General features: G+C 56.5%; 23 protein-coding genes. 12 read left to right on the forward strand and 11 right to left on the reverse strand.

Annotated features, from left to right (window positions below; genetic code table 11):
- Positions 1-195 precede the first annotated feature (195 nt).
- From AA74_RS0101485 to ghrB, 6 genes are all read left to right on the forward strand, one after another.
- The gene (locus AA74_RS0101485) at positions 196-858 is read left to right on the forward strand and encodes an OmpA family lipoprotein (RefSeq protein ID WP_008502762.1); all 663 of its coding nucleotides are present in this window, start codon (positions 196-198) and stop codon (positions 856-858) included.
- 178 nt (positions 859-1,036) lie between these two features.
- Positions 1,037-2,053 carry a LacI family DNA-binding transcriptional regulator gene (locus tag AA74_RS0101490; RefSeq protein WP_023345235.1) on the forward strand — a complete coding sequence of 339 codons (1,017 nt, stop codon included), beginning with the start codon at positions 1,037-1,039 and terminating at the stop codon, positions 2,051-2,053.
- Between the two features lie 103 nt (positions 2,054-2,156).
- Positions 2,157-2,906, forward strand: a complete 750-nt coding sequence (locus tag AA74_RS0101495) for a sugar phosphate isomerase/epimerase (protein WP_025910491.1) — start codon at positions 2,157-2,159, stop codon at positions 2,904-2,906.
- A gap of 3 nt (positions 2,907-2,909) precedes the next feature.
- A complete protein-coding gene (locus AA74_RS0101500; RefSeq protein ID WP_023294842.1) occupies positions 2,910-3,848 on the forward strand; it encodes a sugar kinase in 939 nt (312 codons plus the stop codon).
- A 116-nt stretch (positions 3,849-3,964) separates the two neighbouring features.
- Positions 3,965-5,245, forward strand: a complete 1,281-nt coding sequence (locus AA74_RS0101505) for an MFS transporter (protein ID WP_021242469.1) — start codon at positions 3,965-3,967, stop codon at positions 5,243-5,245.
- A gap of 27 nt (positions 5,246-5,272) precedes the next feature.
- Positions 5,273-6,247 carry a glyoxylate/hydroxypyruvate reductase GhrB gene (gene ghrB / locus AA74_RS0101510; protein ID WP_025910494.1) on the forward strand — a complete coding sequence of 325 codons (975 nt, stop codon included), beginning with the start codon at positions 5,273-5,275 and terminating at the stop codon, positions 6,245-6,247.
- A 58-nt stretch (positions 6,248-6,305) separates the two neighbouring features.
- On the opposite strand, the gene cspA is transcribed toward ghrB, so the two are convergent.
- Together cspA and AA74_RS0101520 are read right to left on the reverse strand one after the other, a co-directional pair.
- Positions 6,306-6,518: an RNA chaperone/antiterminator CspA gene (cspA, locus tag AA74_RS0101515; protein ID WP_003860775.1), complete on the reverse strand. Its 213-nt coding sequence runs from the start codon at positions 6,516-6,518 to the stop codon at positions 6,306-6,308.
- Between the two features lie 247 nt (positions 6,519-6,765).
- Positions 6,766-7,476: a DUF3053 domain-containing protein gene (locus AA74_RS0101520; RefSeq protein WP_008502756.1), complete on the reverse strand. Its 711-nt coding sequence runs from the start codon at positions 7,474-7,476 to the stop codon at positions 6,766-6,768.
- Between the two features lie 331 nt (positions 7,477-7,807).
- Here AA74_RS0101520 and AA74_RS0101525 point away from each other — a divergent pair, with 331 nt between their 5' ends.
- Positions 7,808-8,095, forward strand: a complete 288-nt coding sequence (locus tag AA74_RS0101525; protein WP_008502755.1) for an HTH-type transcriptional regulator — start codon at positions 7,808-7,810, stop codon at positions 8,093-8,095.
- Positions 8,096-8,134: 39 nt separating this feature from the next.
- Here AA74_RS0101525 and AA74_RS0101530 read toward each other — a convergent pair whose 3' ends face one another.
- The 4 genes from AA74_RS0101530 to AA74_RS0101545 form a co-directional block, all read right to left on the reverse strand.
- The gene (locus AA74_RS0101530; RefSeq protein ID WP_025910499.1) at positions 8,135-9,754 is read right to left on the reverse strand and encodes an ABC-F family ATP-binding cassette domain-containing protein; all 1,620 of its coding nucleotides are present in this window, start codon (positions 9,752-9,754) and stop codon (positions 8,135-8,137) included.
- 229 nt (positions 9,755-9,983) lie between these two features.
- Entirely contained in the window at positions 9,984-12,053 is a 2,070-nt protein-coding gene (gene glyS, locus AA74_RS0101535; protein ID WP_008502753.1) for a glycine--tRNA ligase subunit beta, read from the reverse strand.
- A 9-nt stretch (positions 12,054-12,062) separates the two neighbouring features.
- Positions 12,063-12,974 (reverse strand): glycine--tRNA ligase subunit alpha, encoded by a 912-nt coding sequence (gene glyQ, locus AA74_RS0101540; protein WP_003860141.1) that lies wholly within the window; start codon positions 12,972-12,974, stop codon positions 12,063-12,065.
- Between the two features lie 160 nt (positions 12,975-13,134).
- Complete coding sequence (locus AA74_RS0101545) at positions 13,135-13,440, reverse strand: YsaB family lipoprotein (RefSeq protein ID WP_021242465.1); 306 nt, start codon at positions 13,438-13,440, stop codon at positions 13,135-13,137.
- 182 nt (positions 13,441-13,622) lie between these two features.
- Between AA74_RS0101545 and AA74_RS0101550 the strand changes: the two genes are divergently transcribed.
- Entirely contained in the window at positions 13,623-14,618 is a 996-nt protein-coding gene (locus AA74_RS0101550) for an acyltransferase (RefSeq protein WP_025910508.1), read from the forward strand.
- Here AA74_RS0101550 and AA74_RS0101555 read toward each other — a convergent pair.
- The 4 genes from AA74_RS0101555 to xylA form a co-directional block, all read right to left on the reverse strand.
- Positions 14,611-15,531 (reverse strand): GlxA family transcriptional regulator, encoded by a 921-nt coding sequence (locus AA74_RS0101555; RefSeq protein WP_023326456.1) that lies wholly within the window; start codon positions 15,529-15,531, stop codon positions 14,611-14,613. The genes AA74_RS0101550 and AA74_RS0101555 overlap by 8 nt on opposite strands.
- On the reverse strand, positions 15,531-16,070 hold the full coding sequence (locus AA74_RS0101560) for an isochorismatase family protein (RefSeq protein WP_008502749.1): 540 nt from the start codon (positions 16,068-16,070) through the stop codon (positions 15,531-15,533). Before AA74_RS0101560 ends, AA74_RS0101555 begins: the two co-directional genes overlap by 1 nt.
- 103 nt (positions 16,071-16,173) lie before the next feature.
- The gene (gene xylB, locus AA74_RS0101565; protein ID WP_025910511.1) at positions 16,174-17,628 is read right to left on the reverse strand and encodes a xylulokinase; all 1,455 of its coding nucleotides are present in this window, start codon (positions 17,626-17,628) and stop codon (positions 16,174-16,176) included.
- A gap of 67 nt (positions 17,629-17,695) precedes the next feature.
- Positions 17,696-19,018: a xylose isomerase gene (gene xylA / locus AA74_RS0101570; RefSeq protein WP_119312291.1), complete on the reverse strand. Its 1,323-nt coding sequence runs from the start codon at positions 19,016-19,018 to the stop codon at positions 17,696-17,698.
- Positions 19,019-19,389: 371 nt separating this feature from the next.
- Between xylA and xylF the strand changes: the two genes are divergently transcribed.
- The 4 genes from xylF to xylR all read left to right on the forward strand — a co-directional run bounded on the left by xylF (position 19,390) and on the right by xylR (position 24,367).
- Positions 19,390-20,382, forward strand: coding sequence for a D-xylose ABC transporter substrate-binding protein (gene xylF, locus AA74_RS0101575; protein WP_008502746.1), 993 nt, complete (start codon positions 19,390-19,392; stop codon positions 20,380-20,382).
- Between the two features lie 72 nt (positions 20,383-20,454).
- Positions 20,455-21,996: a xylose ABC transporter ATP-binding protein gene (locus tag AA74_RS0101580; RefSeq protein WP_008502745.1), complete on the forward strand. Its 1,542-nt coding sequence runs from the start codon at positions 20,455-20,457 to the stop codon at positions 21,994-21,996.
- Positions 21,974-23,155, forward strand: a complete 1,182-nt coding sequence (gene xylH, locus AA74_RS0101585) for a xylose ABC transporter permease XylH (protein WP_008502744.1) — start codon at positions 21,974-21,976, stop codon at positions 23,153-23,155. The genes AA74_RS0101580 and xylH overlap by 23 nt, the downstream gene beginning before the upstream one ends.
- Positions 23,156-23,188: 33 nt before the next feature.
- A complete protein-coding gene (xylR, locus tag AA74_RS0101590; protein WP_023345227.1) occupies positions 23,189-24,367 on the forward strand; it encodes a D-xylose utilization transcriptional activator XylR in 1,179 nt (392 codons plus the stop codon).
- A gap of 38 nt (positions 24,368-24,405) precedes the next feature.
- Here xylR and AA74_RS01000000121935 read toward each other — a convergent pair whose 3' ends face one another.
- Positions 24,406-25,230, reverse strand: coding sequence for a protein bax (locus AA74_RS01000000121935; protein ID WP_021242459.1), 825 nt, complete (start codon positions 25,228-25,230; stop codon positions 24,406-24,408).
- Positions 25,231-25,531: the final 301 nt, after the last annotated feature.

The following is a 25,531-nucleotide window of genomic DNA, read 5'->3' on the forward strand; positions in this document are numbered from 1 at the left end:
CGGTCAGAATGGTTTTCGTTGAGGTGCTCAAGCGTGCGCTCCTGGTTGCGTGCAGGTTTTACGGCCTTCTTGCTGAGACCGTTTATGGTTTGTCACAAATTTCAGAGTTATACCCGGAATTTTCTCCGTATCTGGACGTCATAATCAACTGCCACGTTCGCCGTGGCAAAGAATAAAAAGGATTAAGGAAAGAAGATGAAAAAACGCGTACTCGTTATTGCCGCTCTGGTGAGCGGTGCACTGGCTGTTTCTGGCTGCACAACCAACCCTTACACCGGTGAGCGCGAAGCGGGTAAATCCGGCATTGGCGCGGGTATCGGCTCGCTGGTCGGCGCAGGCGTTGGGGCGCTCTCCTCCTCCAAGAAAGACCGCGGCAAAGGCGCGCTGATTGGCGCAGCGGCGGGCGCGGCCCTGGGCGGCGGCGTCGGTTATTACATGGACGTGCAGGAAGCAAAACTGCGCGACAAAATGAAGGGAACCGGCGTGAGCGTGACGCGCAGCGGCGATAACATCATCCTGAACATGCCGAACAACGTCACCTTCGACAGCAGCAGCGCAACGCTGAAACCCGCGGGTGCGAACACCCTTACCGGCGTGGCGATGGTGCTGAAAGAGTACAACAAGACCGCCGTGAACGTGATTGGCTACACCGACAGCACCGGCAGCCAGGATCTGAACATGCGTCTGTCCCAGCAGCGCGCCGATTCCGTGGCCAGCTCGCTGATTACCCAGGGCGTTGAAGCAAACCGCATCCGCACCAGCGGCATGGGCCCTGCCAACCCTATCGCCAGCAACAGCACGGCGGAAGGCAAAGCGCAGAACCGCCGCGTAGAGATTACGTTAAGCCCAATTCAGTAAGTAAAAGCAAAACGGCAACCCCGTTGCCGTTTTTGTGTTTGCGCCCTCTCCCGTGGGAGAGGGTTGGGGTGAGGGCATCAGACCGCAACCTCCGGTAAGCGCAGCACCACCGGGCAAATTACTTGATTCGTCCGATTTTCCCGCTAAGGTATTCTCACTAAATTCAGGGAAATCAGCGATGAGCAAACCAGCCCGGGCCACCATCAGCGACGTGGCGAAAGCCGCCAAAACCGGCAAAACCAGCATTTCGCGCTACCTTAACGGCGAGAAACACCTGCTATCCGATGCGTTGCTGGCGCGTATTGAACAGGCTATTGCCGATCTCGACTACCGTCCCAGCCTCATGGCGCGCGGGCTCAAACGCGGCCGCACCCGCCTTATCGGGCTGATCATCGCCGATATCACCAACCCCTACTCCGTGAACGTGCTCAGCGGTATCGAAGCCGCCTGTCGCGAGAAGGGTTTCACGCCGCTGGTCTGTAATACCAACAACGAAGTCGACCAGGAGCTGCATTATCTCGACCTGCTGCGCAGCTATCAGGTGGAAGGGATTGTGGTCAACGCGGTAGGCATGCGTGAAGAAGGCTTGAATCGCCTGCAGCAATCCTCCCTGCCCATGGTCCTCATCGACCGTAAAATCCCGGAATTTGCCTGCGACGTGGTCGGGCTGGATAACATCCAGGCCGCCACGACCGCCACCGAACATCTGATTGAACAGGGCTTCGAGGCCATTCTGTTTCTGAGTGAACCGCTGGGGATGGTCAATACCCGACGTGAACGCCTGAGCGCATTTCGAGCCACGCTGGAGCGTTATCCCGGCGTGATCGCCGAAAATGCCGAAACGCCGCTTCACGAAGCCGGGCAGCTCGACAACACCCTGCGTCAGTTCCATACGCGCCATCGTGGGATGCGCAAAGCGGTTATCTCCGCCAACGGGGCGCTGACGCTGCAGGTTGCCCGCTCGCTCAAGCGCATTGGCCTGCACTGGGGCAGCGACATCGGTCTGCTGGGGTTTGATGAACTGGAGTGGGCGGAGCTGGCTGGCGTCGGCATTACTACCCTCAAACAGCCCACCTGGCAGATTGGCTATGCTGCTGTTGAACAAGTCGTTCGTCGTATTGAAGGCACCAGCGATGCCGTTCGCGAGCAGGTCTTCTCCGGCGAGCTGATCGTTCGTGGCTCCACCGCGCGTTAAATTTCCCTTGTGATAGCGATCATAAATTCAACATCCTGACCTTTTCTTTGGAACCGGTTCCATCTAGCGTAATAGTATTGATATGTTGCGATGGAGTCCGAAGATGGGCAGGAAAATTATGGTGGTCACCGCCGCGTACGGTGCGGAACAGGTGCGACAGGCGGGCGGTCAACGGGCGATGCTCCCCGTTATTGCTGGCGCGGGGGCAGACGGCGTGGAGATCCGCCGGGAACTGTTCAACAGCGAAGAGCTGCTGGCGCTGCCCGCGCTGGGCGAATCCATTGAGCTGCTGGGTCTGCTGGCGTGCTACTCCGCACCCGCCGCCCTGTTTATGCCCGACGGCACCCTCAACCCGGACCTGCCCCACTATCTCTCTGAAGCCAACACCCTGAACGCCCTGTGGCTGAAGGTTTCCCTCGGCCATTTCAGCGACACGCAACCACTCGACGCCCTGCGTACGCTATTGAACACCAGCGGTATGGCGTTGGTCGTGGAGAACGATCAGACCGACTGCGGACAGCTCGCGCCCATGCAGCGCTTCCAGGCCGCCTGTCGGGAAATGGCGCTTCCCGTCACGCTGACCTTCGACATGGGGAACTGGCTGTGGGTGGGCGACTCCCCGGAAGAGGCCGCGCGTCATCTGGCCCCTGCGGTGAGCTATATCCACGTGAAAGCCGCCGTGCCGCATAAAGATAACTTCCGCGCCGTCGCACCGGACCGCGCCGATGCGCGCTGGCTGGATCTGCTCGGCCAGCTGCCTGCCGATGCCCCGCGCGGTATCGAATTCCCGCTGGAAGGGTCGGATTTAACCGCCGTTACCCGCCATTACGTCAACCTGCTGCGCGAGGAGTAAACCATGCACAAGACGCTGGATGTCATCACGATCGGCGAGGCCATGGCCATGTTTGTCGCCACCGAAACGGGCGAGCTGAGTGCGGTGGAGCACTTTATCAAACGCGTCGCAGGCGCTGAACTCAACGTCGCGACCGGCCTGGCGCGTCTCGGCCTGAACGTGGGCTGGGTCAGCCGCGTGGGGGATGACAGCTTTGGCCATTTCGTTCTCGATTCGCTGAAAAAAGAGGGGATTGATGCTGCAGGGGTCACCCTCGACGGACGCTTCCCTACCGGCTTTCAGCTTAAATCCAAGGTCGAAAATGGAACCGATCCCATCGTGGAGTATTTCCGCAAAGGCTCGGCTGCAAGCCACCTTTCTGTCGCGGATTACCACGCCGATTACTTTGCCTCCGCACGTCATCTGCACCTGAGCGGCGTAGCCGCGGCACTCTCTGCCAGCTCGTATGAGCTGCTGGATCATGCCGCGACCACCATGAAAGCTCAGGGGAAAACCCTATCGTTCGACCCCAACCTGCGTCCGGTGCTGTGGAAAAGCGAAGCGGAAATGGTGGAGAAACTGAACCGTCTGGCGTTCCGGGCGGACTGGGTTCTGCCAGGCCTGAAAGAAGGGATGATTCTGACCGGCGAAAGCACGCCGGAAGGCATCGCCGACTTCTACCTGAATAAAGGGGTAAAAGCGGTGGTGCTGAAGACCGGTGCCGATGGCGCGTGGTTTAAAACGGCCAACGGCGAGCAGGGCGCGGTCGCGGCAGTGAAGGTCGAGAACGTCGTCGACACCGTCGGCGCAGGTGACGGCTTTGCCGTGGGCGTGATTAGCGCCCTGCTGGAAGGTAAAACGCTGCCGCAGGCCGTCGCGCGAGGCAACAAGATTGGCTCGCTGGCCATTCAGGTGCAGGGCGACAGCGAAGGATTACCAACACGAGCACAGCTCGGCGTTTAAATTCCCTCTCCCTGTGGGAGAGGGCCAGGGTGAGGCAGCAAGCCGCACCAGATAATTAAGCCACCGTGTACCCTACAGACAACGGCGGTAACAACCTCAACAACAGAGGCAAGCCTATGAACAGTTCGACCAATGCAGTAAAACGCTGGTGGTACATCATGCCAATCGTGTTTATCACGTACAGCCTGGCGTACCTTGACCGTGCCAACTTCAGCTTCGCGTCCGCCGCAGGGATCACCGAGGACCTCGGGATCACCAAAGGGATCTCCTCCCTGCTGGGTGCCCTTTTCTTCCTGGGCTACTTCTTCTTCCAGATCCCCGGCGCGATCTATGCGGAACGCCGCAGCGTGCGTAAGCTGATCTTCATCTGTCTGATCCTGTGGGGCGCCTGCGCGTCGCTGACCGGCATGGTGAACAATATTCCTGCCCTGGCCGCCATTCGCTTTATCCTCGGCGTCGTTGAGGCGGCGGTTATGCCCGCGATGCTGATCTACATCAGCAACTGGTTTACCAAATCTGAGCGCTCGCGCGCGAATACCTTCCTGATCCTCGGTAACCCGGTCACGGTACTGTGGATGTCGGTGGTGTCCGGCTACCTGATCCAGGCCTTCGGCTGGCGCGAGATGTTTATCATTGAAGGGGTACCGGCAATTATCTGGGCCTTCTGCTGGTGGGTGCTGGTGAAAGATAAACCTGCCCAGGCGAAGTGGCTTTCCGAAGATGAAAAAGCAGCGCTGCAGGCGCAGCTGGACAAAGAACAGCAAGGTCTGAAGGCGGTGCGTAACTATGGTGAAGCCTTCCGCTCGCGTAACGTGATCCTGCTCTGCGCGCAGTACTTTACCTGGAGCATTGGTGTGTACGGCTTTGTGCTGTGGCTGCCGTCCATTATCCGCAGCGGCGGTGAAAACCTCGGTATGGTCGAAGTAGGCTGGCTGTCATCCGTACCGTATCTGGCGGCAACCATCGCGATGATTATCGTTTCCTGGGCGTCGGACAAGCTGCAGAACCGCAAGCTCTTTGTCTGGCCGCTGCTGCTGATTGCTGCCTTCGCCTTTATTGGCTCCTGGGCCGTGGGCGCAAACCACTTCTGGGTCTCTTATACGCTGCTGGTGGTTGCCGGTGCGGCCATGTACGCCCCTTACGGACCGTTCTTTGCCATCATCCCCGAGATGCTGCCGCGTAACGTGGCGGGGGGCGCGATGGCGCTGATTAACAGTATGGGTGCGCTGGGTTCGTTCTGCGGCTCCTGGTTCGTCGGTTACCTGAACGGTGCCACCGGCAGCCCATCCGCATCGTACATCTTTATGGGGGTGGCGCTTTTCGCCTCGGTATGGCTTACTCTGATTGTTAAGCCTGCTAATAATCAACAACACCCTGTCGGCGCTCGCCACGCCTGAATCCTTAAAAAATCAACGGAGATTAGCATGAAGCCGTCCGTCATTTTGTATAAAACCCTGCCGGAAGATCTGCAGAAACGCCTTGAAGAGCACTTCACCGTCACGCAGGTGAAGAACCTGCGCCCGGAAACCGTGGCACAGCATGCCGACGCGTTCGCGAGCGCGGAAGGCCTGCTGGGTTCAAGCGAAAAAGTAGATGTCGCCCTGCTGGAGAAAATGCCGAAGCTTCGTGCTACCTCAACCGTTTCCGTGGGTTACGACAACTTCGACGTGGATGCGCTTAACGCCCGCAAAATCCTGCTGATGCATACCCCGCATGCTCTGACGGAAACCGTGGCCGATACGCTGATGGCGCTCATGCTCACCACGGCCCGTCGCGTGGTGGAAGTGGCTGAGCGCGTCAAAGCGGGCGAATGGACAAAAAGCATTGGTCCGGACTGGTTCGGTGTGGATGTTCACTGCAAAACGCTGGGCATTGTCGGTATGGGGCGTATCGGGCTGGCGCTGGCGCAGCGCGCGCATTTTGGTTTTAACATGCCGATTCTGTATAACGCGCGTTGCCATCACAGTGAAGCCGAAGAACGCTTCAACGCCCGTTACTGCGAGCTGGATACCCTGCTGCAGGAAGCCGATTTTGTCTGCCTGGTTCTGCCGCTAACGGACGAAACCCGTCATCTGATCGGCAAAGAGGCGTTTGAAAAAATGAAGAGGTCAGCCATTTTCATCAATGCGGGTCGTGGCCCGGTGGTGGATGAGAAGGCGCTGATTGAGGCCCTGAAAAACGGTGAGATCCATGCAGCAGGTCTGGACGTGTTTGAGCAGGAGCCGCTGCCGGTGGACTCCCCGCTGCTGACAATGCCTAACGTGGTTGCCCTGCCCCACATCGGCTCAGCCACCCATGAGACGCGCTACAACATGGCGGCCACCGCGGTCGATAACCTTATTGCCGCCCTTAGCGGAAAGGTGGAGAGAAACTGCGTGAACCCGCAGGTGCAACGGTAGAAACGAAAAAACCCGCCAGAAGGCGGGTTTTTAAATTCTTTGCTACTGGGTTGGAAGCTTACAGGCTTACAACGTTACCAGCTGCTGGGCCTTTAGCGCCGCTTTCGATGGTGAAGGACACTTTCTGACCTTCGTCCAGAGATTTGTAGCCATCGTTCTGGATAGCAGAGAAGTGTACGAACACGTCTTTAGAGCCATCGTCAGGAGTGATGAAGCCGAAACCTTTATCAGCGTTGAACCATTTTACCAGACCAGTCATTTTAGCAGACATAGAAATTACCTTATTAACAAATATATTGTGCCTTCCGGCTTGATGGATTGCGTTACAGATTTTTAAGCGATGAAGGAAGGGTCACTACGAAGGGTATCTATGGATAACAATCTGGACTGCTTTACTAAACTGCTTTAGGTCTGTGTAACAAACCGACGGGAATAGTTATACCGATGTGGTAGAGGAATGACAAGCGTTATTTTCGCAACGCATAAAAAAACCCCGCCAGAAGCGGGGTTTTTTCGGTTTATTCTGTGGCAGCGACTGCGGCACTCCAGGCCTGGCTAAAGGCCTGATGCTGAGAGGCCAGCGGCCCAATCAGCGTATTGTACTGGCTTGCCTGCTGGGAGGTCGGGAACTGAATACCGTTGGCAACAAAGCTTACCTGCGTATTCTGCTGGGCAATAAAGTCACCCACCTGGACCAGCTGCTGCGTGAAGATTTGCGCGGCCGGAATCAACGGCTGCAGTGCTTCTGACGGTTTGGTCACCACTTTCTCATACACTTTGTCGAAGACCGGTTTGAGATCGTCGCCCTGCTTCAGCGCAGAACGTGACGCGTCAGCCTGCATTTTCGCATTCTGCAGCTGCTGGCTCAGCACGCCAAGCGCACCGTTGGACTGGCGCAATGGTTCACGCTGCGTCATGTAATCCTGTGGAACGCGGATGGCGTTCACGCTATCCACTACCGGGCGGATACCGGAATCCATCGCCTGGCTCACCTGCTGTGAATAACCATAAAGAATGGCGTAATCGGACACAAAGGGGCCAAACTGCTTTTTCTGATCCGCAGTCAGCGTTGGCAACCGCTCGCCGCTGCGCATCACTGTATTCTGCAGAAAATCGATAAACGCTTTGCGCTGATCGCCTTCTTTATCAAAACACCCACTCAGGCTAACAACCATCAACAACGCCGCAATAGGCGCAAACCAGCGAGAGCAGGACTTTCCTGTCGCCATTTTATTACTCCTTTCACCCAAAAAAGCGCACACCGGCACACGCGTGCCCGACGCTGACAAGGATAGTCCAGGTCAGCCTTGCAAGATACTCTTTTCATGCAAAACGGCTATTGCCGATTTATTTCTTACCATTTACAAAAAAATACCTGGCGAAGCCGACATATGACTAATCAGGGAATTAGCATAACTCTCCATATTGCTGAATCGGATACAGCGATCGTTACCGCACGATTAATCACACCCGTGACGATCCTGGGTTGGTATTAGGGACTATTCTTAACTGGCTCTCTGATGTTCTTGATCACGATGTGAGATTTAAGAGGAGTCCTCAATGGAATATAAAGATCCTGAGTTTGAGCTGCTGAGCAGCCTGGAACAGATCATTTTTAAAGATGTACCGCAGACGATTACCCTGCAACAAAAATCCAATCCCTTTACAGAATATGAGCAATTGCGCAAAGGGACAGGACTGAAAACCGAAGAATTCGCCAGAGCGATGGGTGTCAGCGTGGCTATGGTGCAGGAGTGGGAGTCAAAACGTGAGAAACCCACCCCAACCGAGTTACGGCTGATGCGCCTGATTCAGGCCAACCCTGCACTCAGCAAGCAGATCGCGTAGTGAAGATTGAATGCCCCCGCCTTTGCGGGGGCTTGTGTTTTACAGGCTATCACAACGCCACCCCGCCTCTTCCCACACCAGCGCATGCGTTAACGTTAAGCCGCTTAAAAACGCCTCATCGTGTGATACCACCAGCAGTGCCCCAGGGAAACCGGCCAGCGCCGCTTCAATGGCCTGGACTGAAGCCAGATCCAGATGGTTGGTCGGTTCATCCAGCAGCAGAAGCTGCGTGGCTTCCGCGCGCCACAGCACGCAGGCCAGGGCAGCCTTAAGACGCTCACCGCCGCTGAGCGCCGCCAATGGGAGCATCACTTTGTCAGCCCCCAGTTGAAGCTGCGCTAAACGGGTTCGCAATACCCCCTCTTCCAGAGGGGTATGACTCAAATTGAGATGCGTCATGACCGACTGCGAGAGATCGAACCGGGAGAGATGCTGGTCGAGATAAGCGCAGCTGACGGACACTTTACAGCTACCCGACCGTGGGGCAACCTCGCCGAGGAGGGTTTTTAACAGCGTCGACTTCCCGCAGCCGTTCGGCCCCTTTAACGCCACACGCATCGGTCCGTCCATCCGCCAGTTGAGCGGAGGAACAGGTACATGCTGCAGCACCAGATCCTCCAGCACCAGCACCTGCTTCCCCTCCGGGATCTGACTTCCCGGCAGGGTGAACATGACCGGGTTATCGTCTTCAACCCGCTCACGCGCCTTGTTAACCGCGGCGTTCAGCGCTTCATTTTGCTCGCTGTGCTGTTTTTTCCAGGAGCCAATCCGCTCCTTTGCCGCGCCTTTATATTTGACCCGCTCGAACGATGCGATATTCAGGGTATCGACGGTGCGTAACGTCTTTGCCGACCGCCGCTGGCTGTCATCATGCTCTTTTTGCATGCGCGCGCGGGTGCGTTTGCGCTCGGTTGCCGCATGTTCCAGCGCCGCGCGGGCAGCCTGCTGTTCGGCATCGCGCTGGGCTTGATAATCCGCATAATTTCCGCCGTAGCTGCGCAGACCCGAGGCGCTCAGCTCAAGAATACGCGGCACCTGCTCCAGAAGTTCGCGGTCATGAGAGGCCACCAGCACGCCGCCCTGATACCGACTCAACTGGTCGTAGAACCACACCCGGCCTTGTCGATCCAGATGGTTAGTCGGTTCGTCCAGCAGAAGAAAGTCCGCGCCCGCCGTAAACGCCCCGCACAGCAGGGCGCGGATGCGCTCGCCGCCGCTGAGTTCTATGGCGGGCTTATCAGGCTCAAACGGTGGGAGCGTCGCATTGATAAACGCTTCGCTCAGACGTTCGGCTATATCCCAGTGGCCGTCGAGTAACGCCAGATCGTCAGGCTGATAATCACCGCTGTCAATGCGCTTACGCGCCGCAAAAATCGCGTCATACCCGAGAAGTTCAGCCAGCGTCGTCTGCGAAGAAATAACATGCTGCTGCGCCACCCAGGCATGCGAGCCAAAGCGTTCAATATGACCGGTAGCCGGTTCGTCCAGCCCCGACAGCAGACGCAGCAGACGCGTTTTTCCGCTGCCGTTGCGGCCAACCAGCGCACACAGGGAGGGTTCCAGCGTGAGATTCAGCGGACCAAAAAGGGTATCGCCCGTCGGAAACTGACAGGTGACCTGATGCAAAATAAAAGAAGGGGACTGCGCAAAATGAGCCATAAGCACTCCTGAATGAAATCAAAACATCCCCTGCCGACGCGATGGCGTTTAGCAAGGATCGAAATTCATCAGTCGTGTTTGTTCATTTTTGGGGGGCACTCCAGCGCGAGAAAGTTAACGGGGATAAGGATAGCGGGAATGGGTTGACCATTTCAAGGTTAAATTTTCAGCAACACACTATAAAAAAACCCGCCGAAGCGGGTTTTTAGCATTTGTCACAACGGGCACATTACTGCAGCAGCGAAATATCCGCCACGCGCAGGAACAGCTCACGCAGTTTCTCGAGCATAGAGAGACGGTTAATACGCAGCTCTTTATCTTCTACGTTTACCATCACTTTCTCGAAGAAGGCGTCGATGACGTCACGCAGCTCGGCCAGCTCCACCAGCGCTTCCTGGTAGCGACCTTCCGCGAAGACCGGCTCGAGCTTGTCGCGCAGCACCACAACCTGCATCGCCAGGGCGATCTCTTCCGGCTCTTTCAGCGTCGCGGCGTTCACACGCTCGTTCAGCGTCTCGTCGGACTTCGCCAGGATGTTGGAGACACGCTTGTTGGCCGCCGCCAGAGCAGATGCCGCTTCCAGCGTACGGAAGTGGGAAACCGCCTTCATACGCGCATCGAAATCAGCCGGACGGGTCGGACGACGCGCCAGCACCGCCTGAATGGTGTCGACGGTGTAACCTTCATCCTGATACCAGGCGCGGAAACGACCGAGCATAAAGTCGATCACGTCATCCACAACGTTGGCGTTGGTCAGCTTGTCGCCGTACAGACGCACCGCTTCTTCGGTCAGGGTCTGCAGATCCAGGTTCAGGTTCTTCTCAACGATGATACGCAGCACGCCGAGCGCAGCACGACGCAGCGCAAACGGGTCTTTGTCGCCTTTCGGATGCTGGCCGATACCGAAGATACCCGCCAGGGTGTCCATCTTATCGGCAATTGCGACAGCACAAGCTACCGGGTTGGACGGCAGTTCGTCACCCGCAAAGCGCGGCTGATACTGCTCGTTCAGGGCAACCGCCACGTCTTCCGCTTCGCCATCGTGACGCGCGTAGTGCATGCCCATCACGCCCTGGGTGTCGGTAAATTCGAACACCATGTTGGTCATCAGGTCACACTTGGAGAGCAGGCCCGCACGCGTCGCGTGGTTAACGTCGGCACCGATTTCACGAGCGATCCAGCCGGACAGCTCCGCAATACGGTCGGTCTTGTCGCGCAGCGTACCCAGCTGCTGCTGGAACAGTACGGTCTGCAGGCGTGGAAGATGATCTTCCAGACGCTTTTTACGGTCGGTGTTGAAGAAGAACTCGGCATCCGCCAGACGTGGGCGCACGACCTTCTCGTTACCGGAGATAATCTGGCTCGGATCTTTCGATTCGATGTTCGCCACGAAAATGAAGTTTGGCAGCAGCTTGCCGTCGTTGGCATAGACCGGGAAGTACTTCTGGTCACCCTTCATGGTGTAAACCAGCGCTTCAGCCGGAACGGCCAGGAATTTCTCTTCGAACTTCGCGGTCAGCACAACCGGCCATTCCACCAGCGAGGTCACTTCTTCCAGCAGGCTGTCGCTCAGATCGGCTTTACCGCCAATCTTACGCGCCGCGTCTTCCGCGTCCGCTTTGATTTTGGCTTTACGCTGTTCATAGTCAGCAATGACCTTGCCGCGCTCCAGCAGGATTTGCGGATACTGGTCGGCATTGTCGATGGTGAACTCAGGCTCGCCCATAAAGCGGTGGCCGCGAATCACGCGATCGGACGCCACGCCCAAAATGGTCGCCGGAATAACGGTGTCGCCCAGCAGCAGGGTCACGGTGTGAACCGGACGCACGAAGTGCACATCGGACGCGCCCCAGCGCATCAGCTTAGGAATGGGCAGCTTCGCCAGAGACGTGGCAATCATGTCCGGCAGCAGCGCTTCCGCGCTTTCGCCTTTCACATGGGCACGATACAGCAGCCACTCACCTTTATCGGTGGTCAGACGCTCGGCCTGATCGACGGTGATGCCGCAGCCGCGCGCCCAGCCTTCCGCCGCTTTGCTCGGCTTGCCTTCCGCGTCAAACGCCTGGGCAATCGCCGGGCCACGTTTTTCGACTTCGCGATCCGGCTGAGACGCCGCCAGGTTTGCCACTTTCAGCGCCAGACGACGCGGAGCAGCAAACCACTCAATTTTACCGTGCGCCAGGCCAGCGTTATCCAGCTCGGCAGTCACGTTCGCAGCAAAAGATTCAGCCAGGCTGCGCAGGGCTTTTGGTGGCAGCTCTTCGGTGCCAATTTCCACCAGGAAAGTTTTCTCAGACATGGCCGCCTCTTATTTGTTTCGGTTGCACATCGGGAAGCCAAGGGCTTCACGGGACGCATAGTAAGCTTCTGCAACGGCTTTGGTCAGGGTGCGAATACGCAGAATGTAGCGCTGACGTTCAGTCACGGAGATCGCTTTGCGGGCGTCCAGCAGGTTGAAGCTGTGGGCGGCCTTCAGAATACGCTCGTAGGCAGGCAGCGGCAGCGGAGTCTCCAGCGCCAGCAGCTGCTGCGCTTCTTTCTCATACTGCTCGAAGCAGGTGAACAGGAAGTCCACGTCCGCGTATTCGAAGTTATAGGTGGATTGTTCCACTTCGTTCTGATGGAACACGTCGCCGTAGGTGGTTTTACCCAGCGGGCCGTCGCTCCAGACCAGGTCGTAAACGCTGTCTACGCCCTGAATGTACATCGCCAGACGTTCCAGACCGTAGGTGATCTCACCGGTGATCGGCTTACATTCCAGACCGCCAACCTGCTGGAAGTAAGTGAACTGGGTCACTTCCATGCCGTTCAGCCACACTTCCCAACCCAGACCCCAGGCACCCAGCGTTGGGTTTTCCCAGTTATCTTCCACGAAACGGATGTCGTGGATGGTGGGATCCATACCCAGCTCTTTCAGCGACCCGAGGTACAGTTCCTGAATGTTGTCGGGTGATGGCTTAATCACCACCTGGAACTGATAGTAATGCTGCAGACGGTTCGGGTTCTCACCGTAACGACCATCGGTCGGACGACGGGAAGGCTGCACATACGCGGTCGCCATTGGCTCTGGCCCCAACGCGCGCAGGCTGGTCATCGGGTGTGAAGTGCCGGCGCCGACTTCCATGTCCAAAGGTTGAACAATGGTACAGCCCTGACGAGCCCAGTAATCCTGTAAGGTCAGGATCAGGCCCTGGAAGGTCTTGGTATCAAACTTTTGCATAGTATTTCGTGCTGGATACGTGTGGTTTTAAATGGAAGGGACCAGTATACCCGCTGGCTGCAAGATATACAGTACGAAACGGGGTTGTTTAGGGAAAATTGGGAAATAAGCATTCACGCCAGGGCGCTGACGGCGTCTGGCTGTTGATTATGCGAGCAGGCTAGCGCATGGAGAGGTGTAAAAACTGGCCGTCCGCATCAAACGAGCAGACAAAGCCTTCTTTACGCGCCGTATAGCCCTTGAGCTCATAGCTGCCCTGAAAGCGCTCAAACCCGGTGACGTTGATTTTCTGCACGTCCGAGTTATAGCGGCGTGCGGCCTGGTCCTTGCAGAGTGACTCCATATTCAGTGAACGTTCCGGGCTCATTTTGCCCTGCTGGGCTTTTTGCACTGGTGCTTCTTGTGGCGCACTGCATCCCGCCAGCATGAAAAGCAGAATGAGTGATGCCACACGCTTCATCATCATTTTTATTACCGTCCTGGTCAGTGGCTGTTATTTTTAGTATCAATACGTTTATAGATTATGGTCAGCCATTCTGCGAATCTCGCGGTCTCCCGGCAAGCCTGCGAATAAAACTCAGAATTTTCCAAACGAAGACTTTTGGACAATGGGAGTCACATTCACTTTACAGGGAATACGAGGAACTGATGCCGTCAAAAATTAACTGGATTGATAACCTGCGAGGAATAGCGTGTCTGATGGTGGTCATGATCCACACGACGACCTGGTACGTCACGAACGCCCACAGCATCAGCCCCGTTAACTGGGATATCGCCAATATTCTCAACTCTGCGTCGCGCGTCAGCGTGCCGCTGTTCTTTATGATTTCTGGCTTTCTCTTTTTTGGCGAACGCAGCGCGCAGCCGCGGCACTTCATCCGCATCGCGGCCTGCCTGGGGTTCTACAGCGCCGTTGCCCTGCTCTATATCACCCTGTTCACCTCCATTAACGCCGGGTTATCCCTCAAATATTTGCTGCAAAAACCGGTGTTCTACCACCTGTGGTTCTTCTTCGCCATTATCGTGATCTATCTGGTCTCTCCGCTCATTCAGGTGAAAAACGTCAGCGGGAAAATGCTTCTGGCCCTGATGGTGGTGATTGGCATTGTCGCCAACCCGAATACGGTCTCGCAGAAAATCGACGGATTTGAGTGGCTGCCGGTGAACCTCTATATCAACGGCGATACCTTCTATTACGTGCTTTACGGCATGCTGGGGCGCGCCATCGGGATGATGGACACGCAAAAACGCGGTCTGAACTGGCTCTGCGGGGCACTGTTTATCGCCGGCGTGGCGGTGATTTCACGCGGGACGCTGCATGAGCTTCAAGGGCGCGGTAATTTTGCCGATACCTGGTATCTCTACTGCGGGCCGATGGTCTTTATCTGTGCCGTATCGCTGCTCACGCTCGTTAAAAACACCCTGAATGCGCGTCACCTTCCCGTACTGAGCGTCATTTCACGACACTCTCTCGGGATTTACGGTTTTCACGCGCTGGTGATCCACGCGCTTCGGACACGAGGCGTCGAGCTTAAAACCTGGCCGGTGCTGGATATCATCTGGATTTTTGCTGCGACCCTGGCGATCAGCCTGCTGCTGTCGATGCTGCTGCAAAAAATAGACGTTCGCCGCTTCGTCAGCTAACGCTTCGCTGCCGGGCGCGATGGTACTGGCGCGGGGAGGAAAACCCTGCCGCCAGGGAAGCCTGCTCCACGCCGCGCCCCTGCAATAGCCACTGTTCCGCCACCGCCAGACGCAGCTGCTCCAGATAATCGCGGACGCTAATCCCTAAATGTGTCTGGAAAAGCCGGGTGAGATGGCGCGGGCTGACGTGCGCCAGCGCGGCGATATCAGGCAAGTTCCACGCTTTTTGCGGCTCGGCTGTGAGCGCATCCTGCGCCCGATGAATCGCCGGATGAAGATGATTGCGGTAGCGTAGCCACGGGGAGAGCTGGGGATCGTCACCAGAACGGCGGAACCAGACCACCATCTCGCGCGCCACATTCAGCGCCTTTTCGGGGCCGCACAGGCGGTTAATCATATGCAGCGCCAGGTCGATGCCCGACGTGATCCCCGCGCTGGTCCAGATGTTCTCGTCCTGCACAAAGATGCGGTTTTCTTTAATCGTCGCCGTAGGGGCCGCGGTGCGTAAACGGCTGATAACGTCATGGTGAGTTGTGCACTGTTTGTTATTCAGCAGGCCCGATTTCGCCGCCAGCAACGCTCCTGAACAGACGCACATCACGGTGATTTCCTGGCGCTGGATCTGCGGCTGCCGGCGCATCAGCCAGTGCTGAATCTGCTGCGCCTGCGGGGTTGAGAACTGAAAGCGGGAGTCGCTCACCCCCGGCAGGACCAGCAAGCTGCCCGGAGACAGGCTTTCCGGCAACGGCTGGATGCCGCTCATCGTCAGACCTATCGACGTCGGAACCTCCGGCTGCGGGCCAATGTAATGCAGACGAAACGCGTCGCCTGCCAGCACAAAGGTTTCTGCCGGGCCGGTCATGTCTAATGACAGCACCCCGGGCAACATCACGAACCAGACGTCGATGGGCATTACAGTGACTCCAGCGTCTCCGCTACCGTTTTAATGTCGGCAAAACGCCCGGACAGTACCGTTTCGGTACGGTGGCGAATGTCCGCTGCGCTAAGGGTAATGCCCTTGTACGTCATGGGGAACGTCAGCGTTGCCTCGCTCACAAAGGTCACAGCATACCCCAGATCGGATGCCACCCGGGCGGTGGTTTCACAGCATTGCTCCGTGCGAATGCCGCAGATAATCACACTATTGATATCGCGCTCGCGCAGCCAGCGATCGAGCCCGGTATCCGTGAAGGCATTATGAACGTGTTTCTGGAAAACCACATCCGGCTGATGACGCAAAAAGGCCATCGGTTTGACATAGCCGCTTTCCAGCGTAAATGGGCCGTCTTCATCCACATGAAAAATATCAACGACCGGAATACCGCGCGCCTGGCAGCCTTCAATCAGCCCCAGCATCGCCTGCTGAAACGCGGGAATGTCATCCTCCTGCCAGTAATTGCGGTGATGGAAGGACTGCTGAGTATCAATGTTGATGAGTGCAATGCGTGACATGATGGTTCTCCTCGCCAGTGGGTGTGACACCATACTGGCAAGGAAAGGAAGGCGCGCACAGACCAAAAAAGGACATCCTCGTGCCTCTCCCGGACAAGCGAATTTACGTCATTAGCGGCAGCAGCTGCTGGTAGATTTTGCGGAACACGTCGCGCCTTTCCGCGTACCGCGCATGGCGCGCCGCGTCAGGCAAATGCGCCTGTTCAAGCGTAAGCTGCGGCAGCAGTTGTGAAAGCTGTTTTTCCGGGTTCATAGCAATCTGCGCCAGACGCGCGGCGCCGAGCGCGGGGCCAACATCGCCACCGGTGCGGAAATCCAGCTGCAACCCGCTGATGTCCGACAGCATTTGTCGCCAGTAAGGGCTTCGCGCACCGCCGCCAATCAGGGTGACGCTTGCGGGTTTCAGGCCGCAGTCGTGAACCACGTCCATTCCGTCAGCCAGCGCATATCCGACGCCTTCGAGAACCGCACGCGCCAGTTCTGCCGGACCATGCTGATGGGTTAAGCCAAAGAACACCCCTTTCGCTTCCGGATTGTTGTGTGGCGTACGCTCGCCTGACAGATACGGTAAAAACCAGACGGTACCGGCATTTTCATCCGCCTGCTGTGCTGCGGCAATCAACGCAGGAACATCGGCCATCCCGGTCAGCTTCGCCGCCCAGTCCAGGCACGACGCTGCACTCAGCATCACCGACATCAAATGCCATTTTCCTGGCAGCGCATGACAGAAACTGTGCACCGCGCTTTCGGGATTGCTGCGATAGCCGTCACTGACGGCAAAATAGACGCCAGAGGTTCCCAGCGACAGCATCGCCTGACCTGCCTCAACCATGCCGACGCCCACGGCCCCTGCGGCATTGTCACCGCCCCCGGCAACCACCGGCACGGCAGACATATTCCAGCGTTCCGCAACGTCCGGCAGCAATGTGCCTGTTACCTCGCTACCTTCGAATAGCGCGGGCATGTGTTCACGGGTCAGGTGGCAGGCATCCAGCATCGCCTCGCTCCAGTCACGTTTCGCCACGTCGAGCCACATCGTGCCGGCGGCATCGGACATGTCGGAAGCAAAATCGCCCGTCATACGAAAGCGCAGATAGTCTTTCGGCAGCAGGACTTTCGCCACCTGCCGGAAAATCTCCGGCTCGTGTCTCTGCACCCACAGCAGCTTGGGCGCGGTAAAGCCGGGCATCATCAGGTTGCCGGTAATCTCACGAGACGTAGGTACGCGCGCCTCAAGAAGCGCACACTCTTCCGCACAACGGCCGTCATTCCAGAGGATCGCAGGACGCAACACGCGATGCTCGCTGTCCAGCAAGGTTGCACCGTGCATTTGCCCGGCAATCCCCAGCGCTTTCACGTCACGCAGAGAATGCTGTTCACCTAACGCCTTGATTGCACGTTCCGTTGCCTGCCACCACTGCTCCGGGTCCTGTTCCGACCACAGCGGATGCGGACGTGAAACCTGCAGCTTTTCAGTCTGCGTTGCTAACACGTCGCCCTGCTCGCTTAACAGGATGGCTTTCACACCCGATGTGCCCAGATCGATCCCGATATACATATAGTGGATTCCTTAAGTGAAAATGCCCGGTGGCGCTGCGCTTACCGGGCCTACAAGCTGGATGCCGTTATTTATCGAACAGGTAGTGGTTGACCAGATTTTCCAGCAGCTCCTGGTGCCCGCTCTGGTGCTGCGGCGCCAGCTGATGGTGTTCAGCGTACTTCGCGATCTCCGCAAGCGATAACTGACCTTTCAAAATTTGCTGGCCCAGCTCACTGTTCCAGCCGCTGTAGCGCTTCGCCACGCGTTTATCGAGCTCGCCGTCTTCAATCATACGTGCCGCTACCTTCAGCGCCAGCGCCATGGTGTCCATCGCGCCAATGTGGCCGTAGAACAGATCGTATTTGTCGGTGCTCTGGCGACGCACCTTGGCGTCAAAGTTCAGGCCGCCGGTAGTGAAGCCGCCCGCTTTGACGATCTCATACATCACCAGCGCATTCTCTTCAACGCTGTTCGGGAACTGATCGGTGTCCCAGCCCAGCTGTGCATCGCCACGGTTCGCATCGACAGAGCCGAAGATGCCCAGCGCAATCGCCGACGCGATCTCGTGGTGGAAAGAGTGGCCCGCCAGCGTGGCGTGGTTGGCTTCAATGTTCACTTTGATCTCTTTTTCCAGACCGAACTGCTTCAGGAAGCCATACACCGTCGCCACGTCGTAGTCATACTGGTGCTTCGTCGGTTCCTGCGGTTTTGGCTCAATCAACAGCGTGCCGCGGAAGCCGATTTTGTGCTTGTGGTCGACAACCATCTGCATAAAGCGGCCAATCTGCTCGCGCTCCTGACGCAGGTCGGTGTTGAGCAGGGTTTCATAGCCTTCACGGCCTCCCCACAGGACATAGTTTTCGCCGCCCAGCTGATGCGTGGCATTCATTGCCGTCACCACCTGCGTGGCCGCCCAGCTAAACACTTCCGGATCCGGGTTGGTTGCCGCACCTGCGCCGTAGCGTGGGTTAGTGAAGCAGTTTGCCGTGCCCCACAGCAGCTTCACGCCGCTTTCCTGCTGTTTTGCCGCCAGTACATCCACCATCTGCGCAAAGTTGTTCAGGTACTCTTTCAGCGACGCCCCTTCCGGCGACACGTCAACGTCATGGAAGCAGTAGTACGGCACGTTCAGCTTGTGGAAGAACTCAAACGCCACATCGGCTTTGCGCTTTGCCAGTTCGATGGCCTCACCCGGCTGCTGCCACGGGCGGTCAAAGGAGCCCACGCCGAACATATCGGCGCCGTTCCAGCAGAAGGTATGCCAGTAACAGGCGGCAAAGCGCAGATGATCTTCCATGCGCTTACCCAGCACCAGCTCATCCGGGTTGTAGTGACGAAATGCTAAAGGATTGGTCGTTTTTGGGCCTTCGTAACGAACACGATCGAGTTGGTCGAAATAAGCTTGCATATTGAGCTCCATAATCAGGGTATGCGGCGAGTCGTTGATACAGGAGTAATAGTGAATAGACATTTTGGGTTGCTCAATTACGTTATTTCACACTGCTATTGAGAGAATGCACAACTGTGCGCTGGCTCGCAAAATAATGCGCAGGCAAACTATTTTTCGGCGCGGATTCCAGAATCAAATGTAATTAAGACGTTACGTATTTTAAAATCCGATCGCGGTCATAAATTCAGAAATAAACCAAATATCATAATGAGAAGATAAAAATCTGTAATTGCCAGCCTGCCTTTCCGCGTTAAAAATTTGCTGCGTCCCAGCAGTGAATGTTTCTTTTATCTCAGCAACACATACCCCTACAAAAAGGCCTAATAATTATGAAGATAAAGAACCTGACCCTAACGCTCTGCACTACGCTCCTCCTTGCAAGCTTTGCAGGGCATGCCAAGGAGGTCAAAATTGGCATGGCGATTGACGACCTGCGTCTGGAGCGCTGGCAAAAAGATCGCGATATTTTTGTGAAGAAAGCGGAATCACTCGGTGCGAATGTGTTTGTTCAGTCAGCTAACGGCAACGAAGAAACGCAAATGTCGCAGATCGAGAATATGATTAACCGCGGCGTCGATGTGCTGGTCATTATCCCCTATAACGGCCAGGTATTAAGTAACGTGGTGAAAGAAGCCAAACAAGAAGGCATAAAAGTGCTGGCCTATGACCGCATGATTAATAATGCGGACATTGATTATTATATTTCGTTCGACAATGAAAAAGTCGGCGAATTACAGGCACAAAGCCTGATCGACAAAGTGCCTCAGGGCAATTATTTCCTGATGGGCGGCTCGCCGGTAGATAACAACGCCAAGCTGTTCCGCGAAGGGCAAATGAAGGTCCTTAAACCGTACATCGATAACGGGAAAATAAAAGTGGTTGGCGATCAGTGGGCCGACGGATGGTTACCCGAAAACGCCCTGAAGATTATGGAAAACGCGCTGACGGCCAACAACAACAAAATTGACGCGGTTGTGGCCTCCAACGATGCCACCGCAGGCGGTGCGATTCAGGCCCTGAGCGCCCAGGGGCTGGCGGGTAAAGTCGCCATTTCAGGGCAAGATGCCGATCTGGCTGGCGTAAAACGTATTATCGCCGGCACCCAAACCATGACGGTCTACAAACCGATTACCGAGTTGGCCAATACGGCGGCGGAAATCGCCGTGGAACTGGGCAACGGTAAGCAACCAAAAGCAGACGCCACGCTGAATAACGGGCTGAAAGACGTTCCGGCTCGCCTGCTCACCCCTATTGAAGTCAATAAAGAGAACATTGACGCCACCGTCATTAAGGACGGTTTCCACAAGAAGAGCGAACTGTAATCCGGCGCGGCCCCTGCTCTGCGGGGGCGCATCACGTTGCACTGTTCTTTCCTCGGGTTATGTGGAGCAGTTATGCCTTATTTACTTGAAATGAAAAGCATCACCAAGCGCTTCGGCACGGTGAAAGCCGTCGACAACGTCAGTCTCCGGCTAAATCCCGGCGAAGTGGTTTCGCTGTGTGGCGAGAACGGTTCAGGCAAGTCAACGCTGATGAAAGTGCTGTGTGGGATCTACCCGCACGGCAGCTACGAAGGCGAAATCGTCTTTGCCGGCGAAGTGATCCAGGCAACTCACATTCGCGATACCGAACGCAAAGGTATCGCCATCATCCACCAGGAACTGGCGCTGGTGAAACATCTCACCGTGCTGGAGAACATTTTCCTCGGAGCCGAAATCTCCCGCCACGGCGTGCTGGATTACGACACCATGACGCTCCGCTGTGAAAAGCTGCTGGCGCAGGTGAGCCTCCACATTTCACCGGATACCCGCGTGGGCGACTTGGGCCTGGGGCAACAGCAGCTGGTTGAAATCGCTAAAGCGCTCAATAAGCAGGTCAGGCTGCTGATCCTCGATGAGCCAACGGCCTCGCTCACCGAACAGGAAACCGCGGTTCTGCTCAATATCATCCGCGATCTGCAAAACCACGGCATCGCCTGTATCTACATTTCGCACAAGCTTAACGAGGTCAAAGCCATTTCGGACACCATCTGCGTGATCCGCGACGGTCAGCACATCGGCACGCGTGAAGCCGCGGGCATGAGCGAAGATGACATCATCACCATGATGGTGGGGCGCGAGCTGACGGCGCTCTACCCGAATGAGCCTCACACCAAAGGTGATGAAGTGCTGCGCGTGGAAAACCTGACCGCGTGGCACCCCGTTAACCGCCACATTAAGCGCGTCAATAACGTCTCGTTTTCTCTGCACAGCGGCGAAATTCTCGGTATTGCCGGGTTAGTCGGTGCCGGGCGCACGGAGGCCGTACAGTGTCTGTTTGGCGTATGGCCGGGGCGCTGGGAGGGCACGATTTATATCGACGGCCAGCCGGTGAAAATCGACAACTGCCAGCAGGCGATTGCCCACGGCATTGCTATGGTGCCGGAAGACCGCAAAAAGGACGGCATCGTGCCGGTCATGGCAGTGGGGAAAAACATTACGCTTGCGGCACTCGATCGCTTCTCCGGCGCGCTGAGCAGCCTGGACGATGCCGCCGAGCAGCAGTGCATCCTCCAGTCGCTTGCCCGTCTGAAGGTCAAAACCTCCTCACCGGAACTGGCCATTGGCCGCCTGAGCGGCGGCAACCAGCAGAAGGCGATTCTGGCGCGCTGCCTGCTGCTCAACCCGCGCATATTAATCCTCGATGAGCCCACGCGCGGGATTGATATCGGTGCCAAATATGAAATCTACAAACTGATTAATCAGCTTGTACAGCAAGGGATTGCCGTCATTGTCATCTCGTCTGAGTTACCCGAAGTGCTCGGCCTGAGCGACCGCGTGCTGGTCATGCACGAGGGAAAACTGAAAGCCAATCTGATTAACCAGAACCTGACGCAGGAGCAGGTGATGGAAGCCGCTTTAAGGAGCGAACGTCATGTCGAAAAGCAATCCGTCTGATATCAAAGTCGCCGTTCCGACGCCCGGTGCGTTCGCAGGGCTAAAAGCGCTGAACCTGCAGGTGTTCGTGATGATCGCGGCCATTATCGTCATCATGCTCTTCTTTACCTGGATGACCGATGGCTCGTACCTGAGCGCGCGTAACGTCTCCAACCTGCTCCGCCAGACCGCTATCACCGGCATTCTGGCCGTGGGCATGGTGTTCGTGATTATCTCCGCGGAAATCGATCTGTCGGTCGGCTCGATGATGGGGCTCCTCGGCGGCGTGGCGGCCATTTTTGACGTCTGGCTCGGCTGGCCGCTGCCGCTGACCGTGGCGGTCACGCTGGTGCTGGGTCTGGTTCTGGGGGCCTGGAACGGCTGGTGGGTAGCCTACCGTAAAGTGCCGTCGTTCATTGTCACCCTGGCGGGGATGCTGGCCTTCCGCGGGATCTTAATCGGCATCACCAACGGTACCACCGTCTCCCCGACCAGCGCGGCCATGTCGCAGATTGGTCAAAGCTATCTCCCGGATGGCGTGGGCTTTACCATCGGCGTGGCGGGGCTGCTGGCGTTTGTCGCGTGGCAGTGGCGTGGACGCATGCGCCGTCAGGCGCTGGGGCTGGCGTCGCCAGCATCAACCTCGGTGGTGGGACGTCAGGCGCTGACGGCGGTCATTGTGCTGGGTGCCATCTGGCTTCTGAATGACTATCGCGGTGTCCCGACCCCCGTCCTGCTGCTGGCGCTTTTGCTGCTGGGCGGCATGTTTATGGCGACGCGCACCGCGTTTGGCCGCCGTATTTATGCCATCGGCGGCAACCTTGAGGCTGCCCGTTTGTCGGGGATTAACGTCGAACGCACCAAACTCGCGGTCTTCGCCATTAACGGCCTGATGGTCGCCATCGCCGGGCTGATCCTCAGCTCGCGCCTGGGGGCCGGTTCTCCCTCCGCGGGCAACATCGCCGAGCTGGATGCTATCGCCGCCTGCGTTATTGGCGGCACCAGCCTCGCAGGGGGTATCGGCAGCGTCGCGGGCGCGGTGATGGGGGCATTTATCATGGCGTCGTTGGATAACGGGATGAGTATGATGGACGTCCCGACGTTTTGGCAGTATATCGTCAAGGGAGCCATTCTTTTACTGGCAGTCTGGATGGACTCGGCCACCAAGCGACGGGCCTGATAACGGTATTGTGACTTAATTGGGAAGTGAGCCATGTTTGAAAAGCGTCACCGCATTACGTTGTTATTCAATGCCAACAAAGCCTATGACCGTCAGGTGGTAGAAGGCGTGGGTGAATATTTGCAGGCGTCGCAATCCGAATGGGATATTTTTATTGAAGAAGATTTCCGCACCCGTCTGGAGAACATTAAAGACTGGCTGGGCGATGGCGTCATCGCCGACTATGACGACCCCGTCATTGAACAGCTGCTGACCGACGTCGACGTGCCGATCGTGGGCGTCGGCGGCTCCTACCACTCGCCCGAACACTATCCGCCGGTTCACTATATTGCCACCGATAACCATGCCCTGGTTGAAGCCGCGTTTCTCCATTTAAAAGAGAAAGGCGTCCACCGCTTCGCGTTTTATGGTTTACCCGCCACCAGCGGCAAGCGCTGGGCCGTTGAGCGTGAACACGCATTTTGCCAGCTGGTCGCGCAGGAGAAGTATCGCGGCGTGGTCTATCAGGGGCTGGAAACTGCCCCGGAAAACTGGCAGCACGCGCAGAACCGTCTCGCTGACTGGCTGCAAACGCTTCCGCCGCAAACCGGCATTATTGCCGTGACGGACGCCCGCGCGCGGCACGTGCTGCAGGTCTGCGAACACTTACACATTCCGGTGCCCGAAAAGCTGTGCGTGATTGGCATTGATAACGAAGAGCTTACCCGCTATCTGTCCCGCGTGGCGCTCTCTTCCGTGGCTCAGGGCACGCGTCAAATGGGCTATCAGGCGGCGAAGCTGCTGCACCGTCTGCTGGATAAAGAATCTCTGCCGCTTCAGCGCCTGCTGGTGCCACCGGTTCGCGTCGTGGAACGTCGCTCGACCGATTATCGCTCCTTAAGCGACCCGGCCGTCATTCAGGCCATGCACTATATTCGCAACCACGCCTGCAAAGGGATTAAGGTCGATCAGGTGCTGGATTCGGTGGGCATTTCGCGTTCGAATCTGGAGAAGCGTTTTAAAGAAGAGGTGGGCGAAACCATTCATGCCGTCATCCATGCTGAAAAGCTGGAGAAAGCACGCAGCCTGCTCGTTTCCACGTCGCTGTCGATCAACGAAATCTCGCAGATGTGCGGTTACCCGTCGCTGCAATATTTCTACTCGGTGTTCCGCAAAGAGTATGACACCACGCCGAAGGAGTATCGGGATCGCCACAGCGAGGTGCTGATATAGAAAAGAAAACGCCTTCCAGTGGAAGGCGTTTTTTGAGATTACATATGAGCGGCGATTAAGCGCTGGTTATCCTGGTACATGGCGAACAGATAGTTGTTATAGCTCTGTCCCTTCGTCGAATACCCTTTCAGCTTGTGGATCATCGTACTGGCCGTCACTTCCTGGTCCGCTTTACGCAGCTGAGCGCGTGATTTACGGAACGATGAGTAGGCCGGGTGCGTGTTCAGATTCACCACGTAGGCGTTCACGGAATCCTTCACGGATTCAAACTGCGAATAGCCTTTCACCTTGCCAGGCGCATTCGTACAACGACCTTTCACGCATTTCATGCCGAAAAGGTTGTTGTTGTTACGCGCAAGCTTAGACGTTCCCCAGCCGCTTTCGGCTGCAGCCATGGTCGCAACCATGCTGCCCGGGATGATATCCACACGCTCAAGGAGAGCATTCCACGGCACACGACGCGTGTTCCCGTTCCAGCTCAGCTTATAGCGCTTCGTGATATCTTTCAGACGCGCGCGCTCGGATGGCGACCAGCGGCTATCGTACTGTTTGGAAATCAGCCAGTTACGATCCGCAGTAATCGCGGCATTTTGACTCGTGATGTAAGGCATTACCGTCCGGAGAAACGCTTTTTTCCTTGGTGTTCCGGAAGGGTATTTTCGCAAATCAGGAAGTGAACTACTCTTTGCACTATTGCGAGAATACTCTTGTTTACTGCTAACCTTACTACTTGTCGTCTTTATTACGTGGGCTTTCTTACTCGTTGTATCCGTGTGCGTCTTCGCAAGCACCCCACCCGAAAATGCCGTGGTGAGTAACATGAGTATCGCAGCCCCATATCGTCGAATGGGAGTCGATATCATTAGGTCTCCTGGTCGGATGTAATCATCCCAACACCTTATTTTTTTCACAAATTTGAGAGCGGAATCTCAAATCATATCAAAAATAGACTTCAAGAGCACGTATAGAAATAGTCCAATTCCGAAACTATGTCACCTGAAACTTGCTCATAAAAACATCATTTCCGGAAAAATGTGTGCGTTATCGCAGATAACTGCCTAATTTTGCGCAAGATCACTCATCCTCACGCATCCTCCTGGCAGAAAGCGACACGGGATGAGTTTTTCCCGCCCGCCGGCTGGCAAACTGGTCAAAAATGCCGCG

Source organism: Enterobacter sp. 5-4, assembly GCF_000612205.1.
GTDB lineage: Bacteria > Pseudomonadota > Gammaproteobacteria > Enterobacterales > Enterobacteriaceae > Enterobacter > Enterobacter roggenkampii.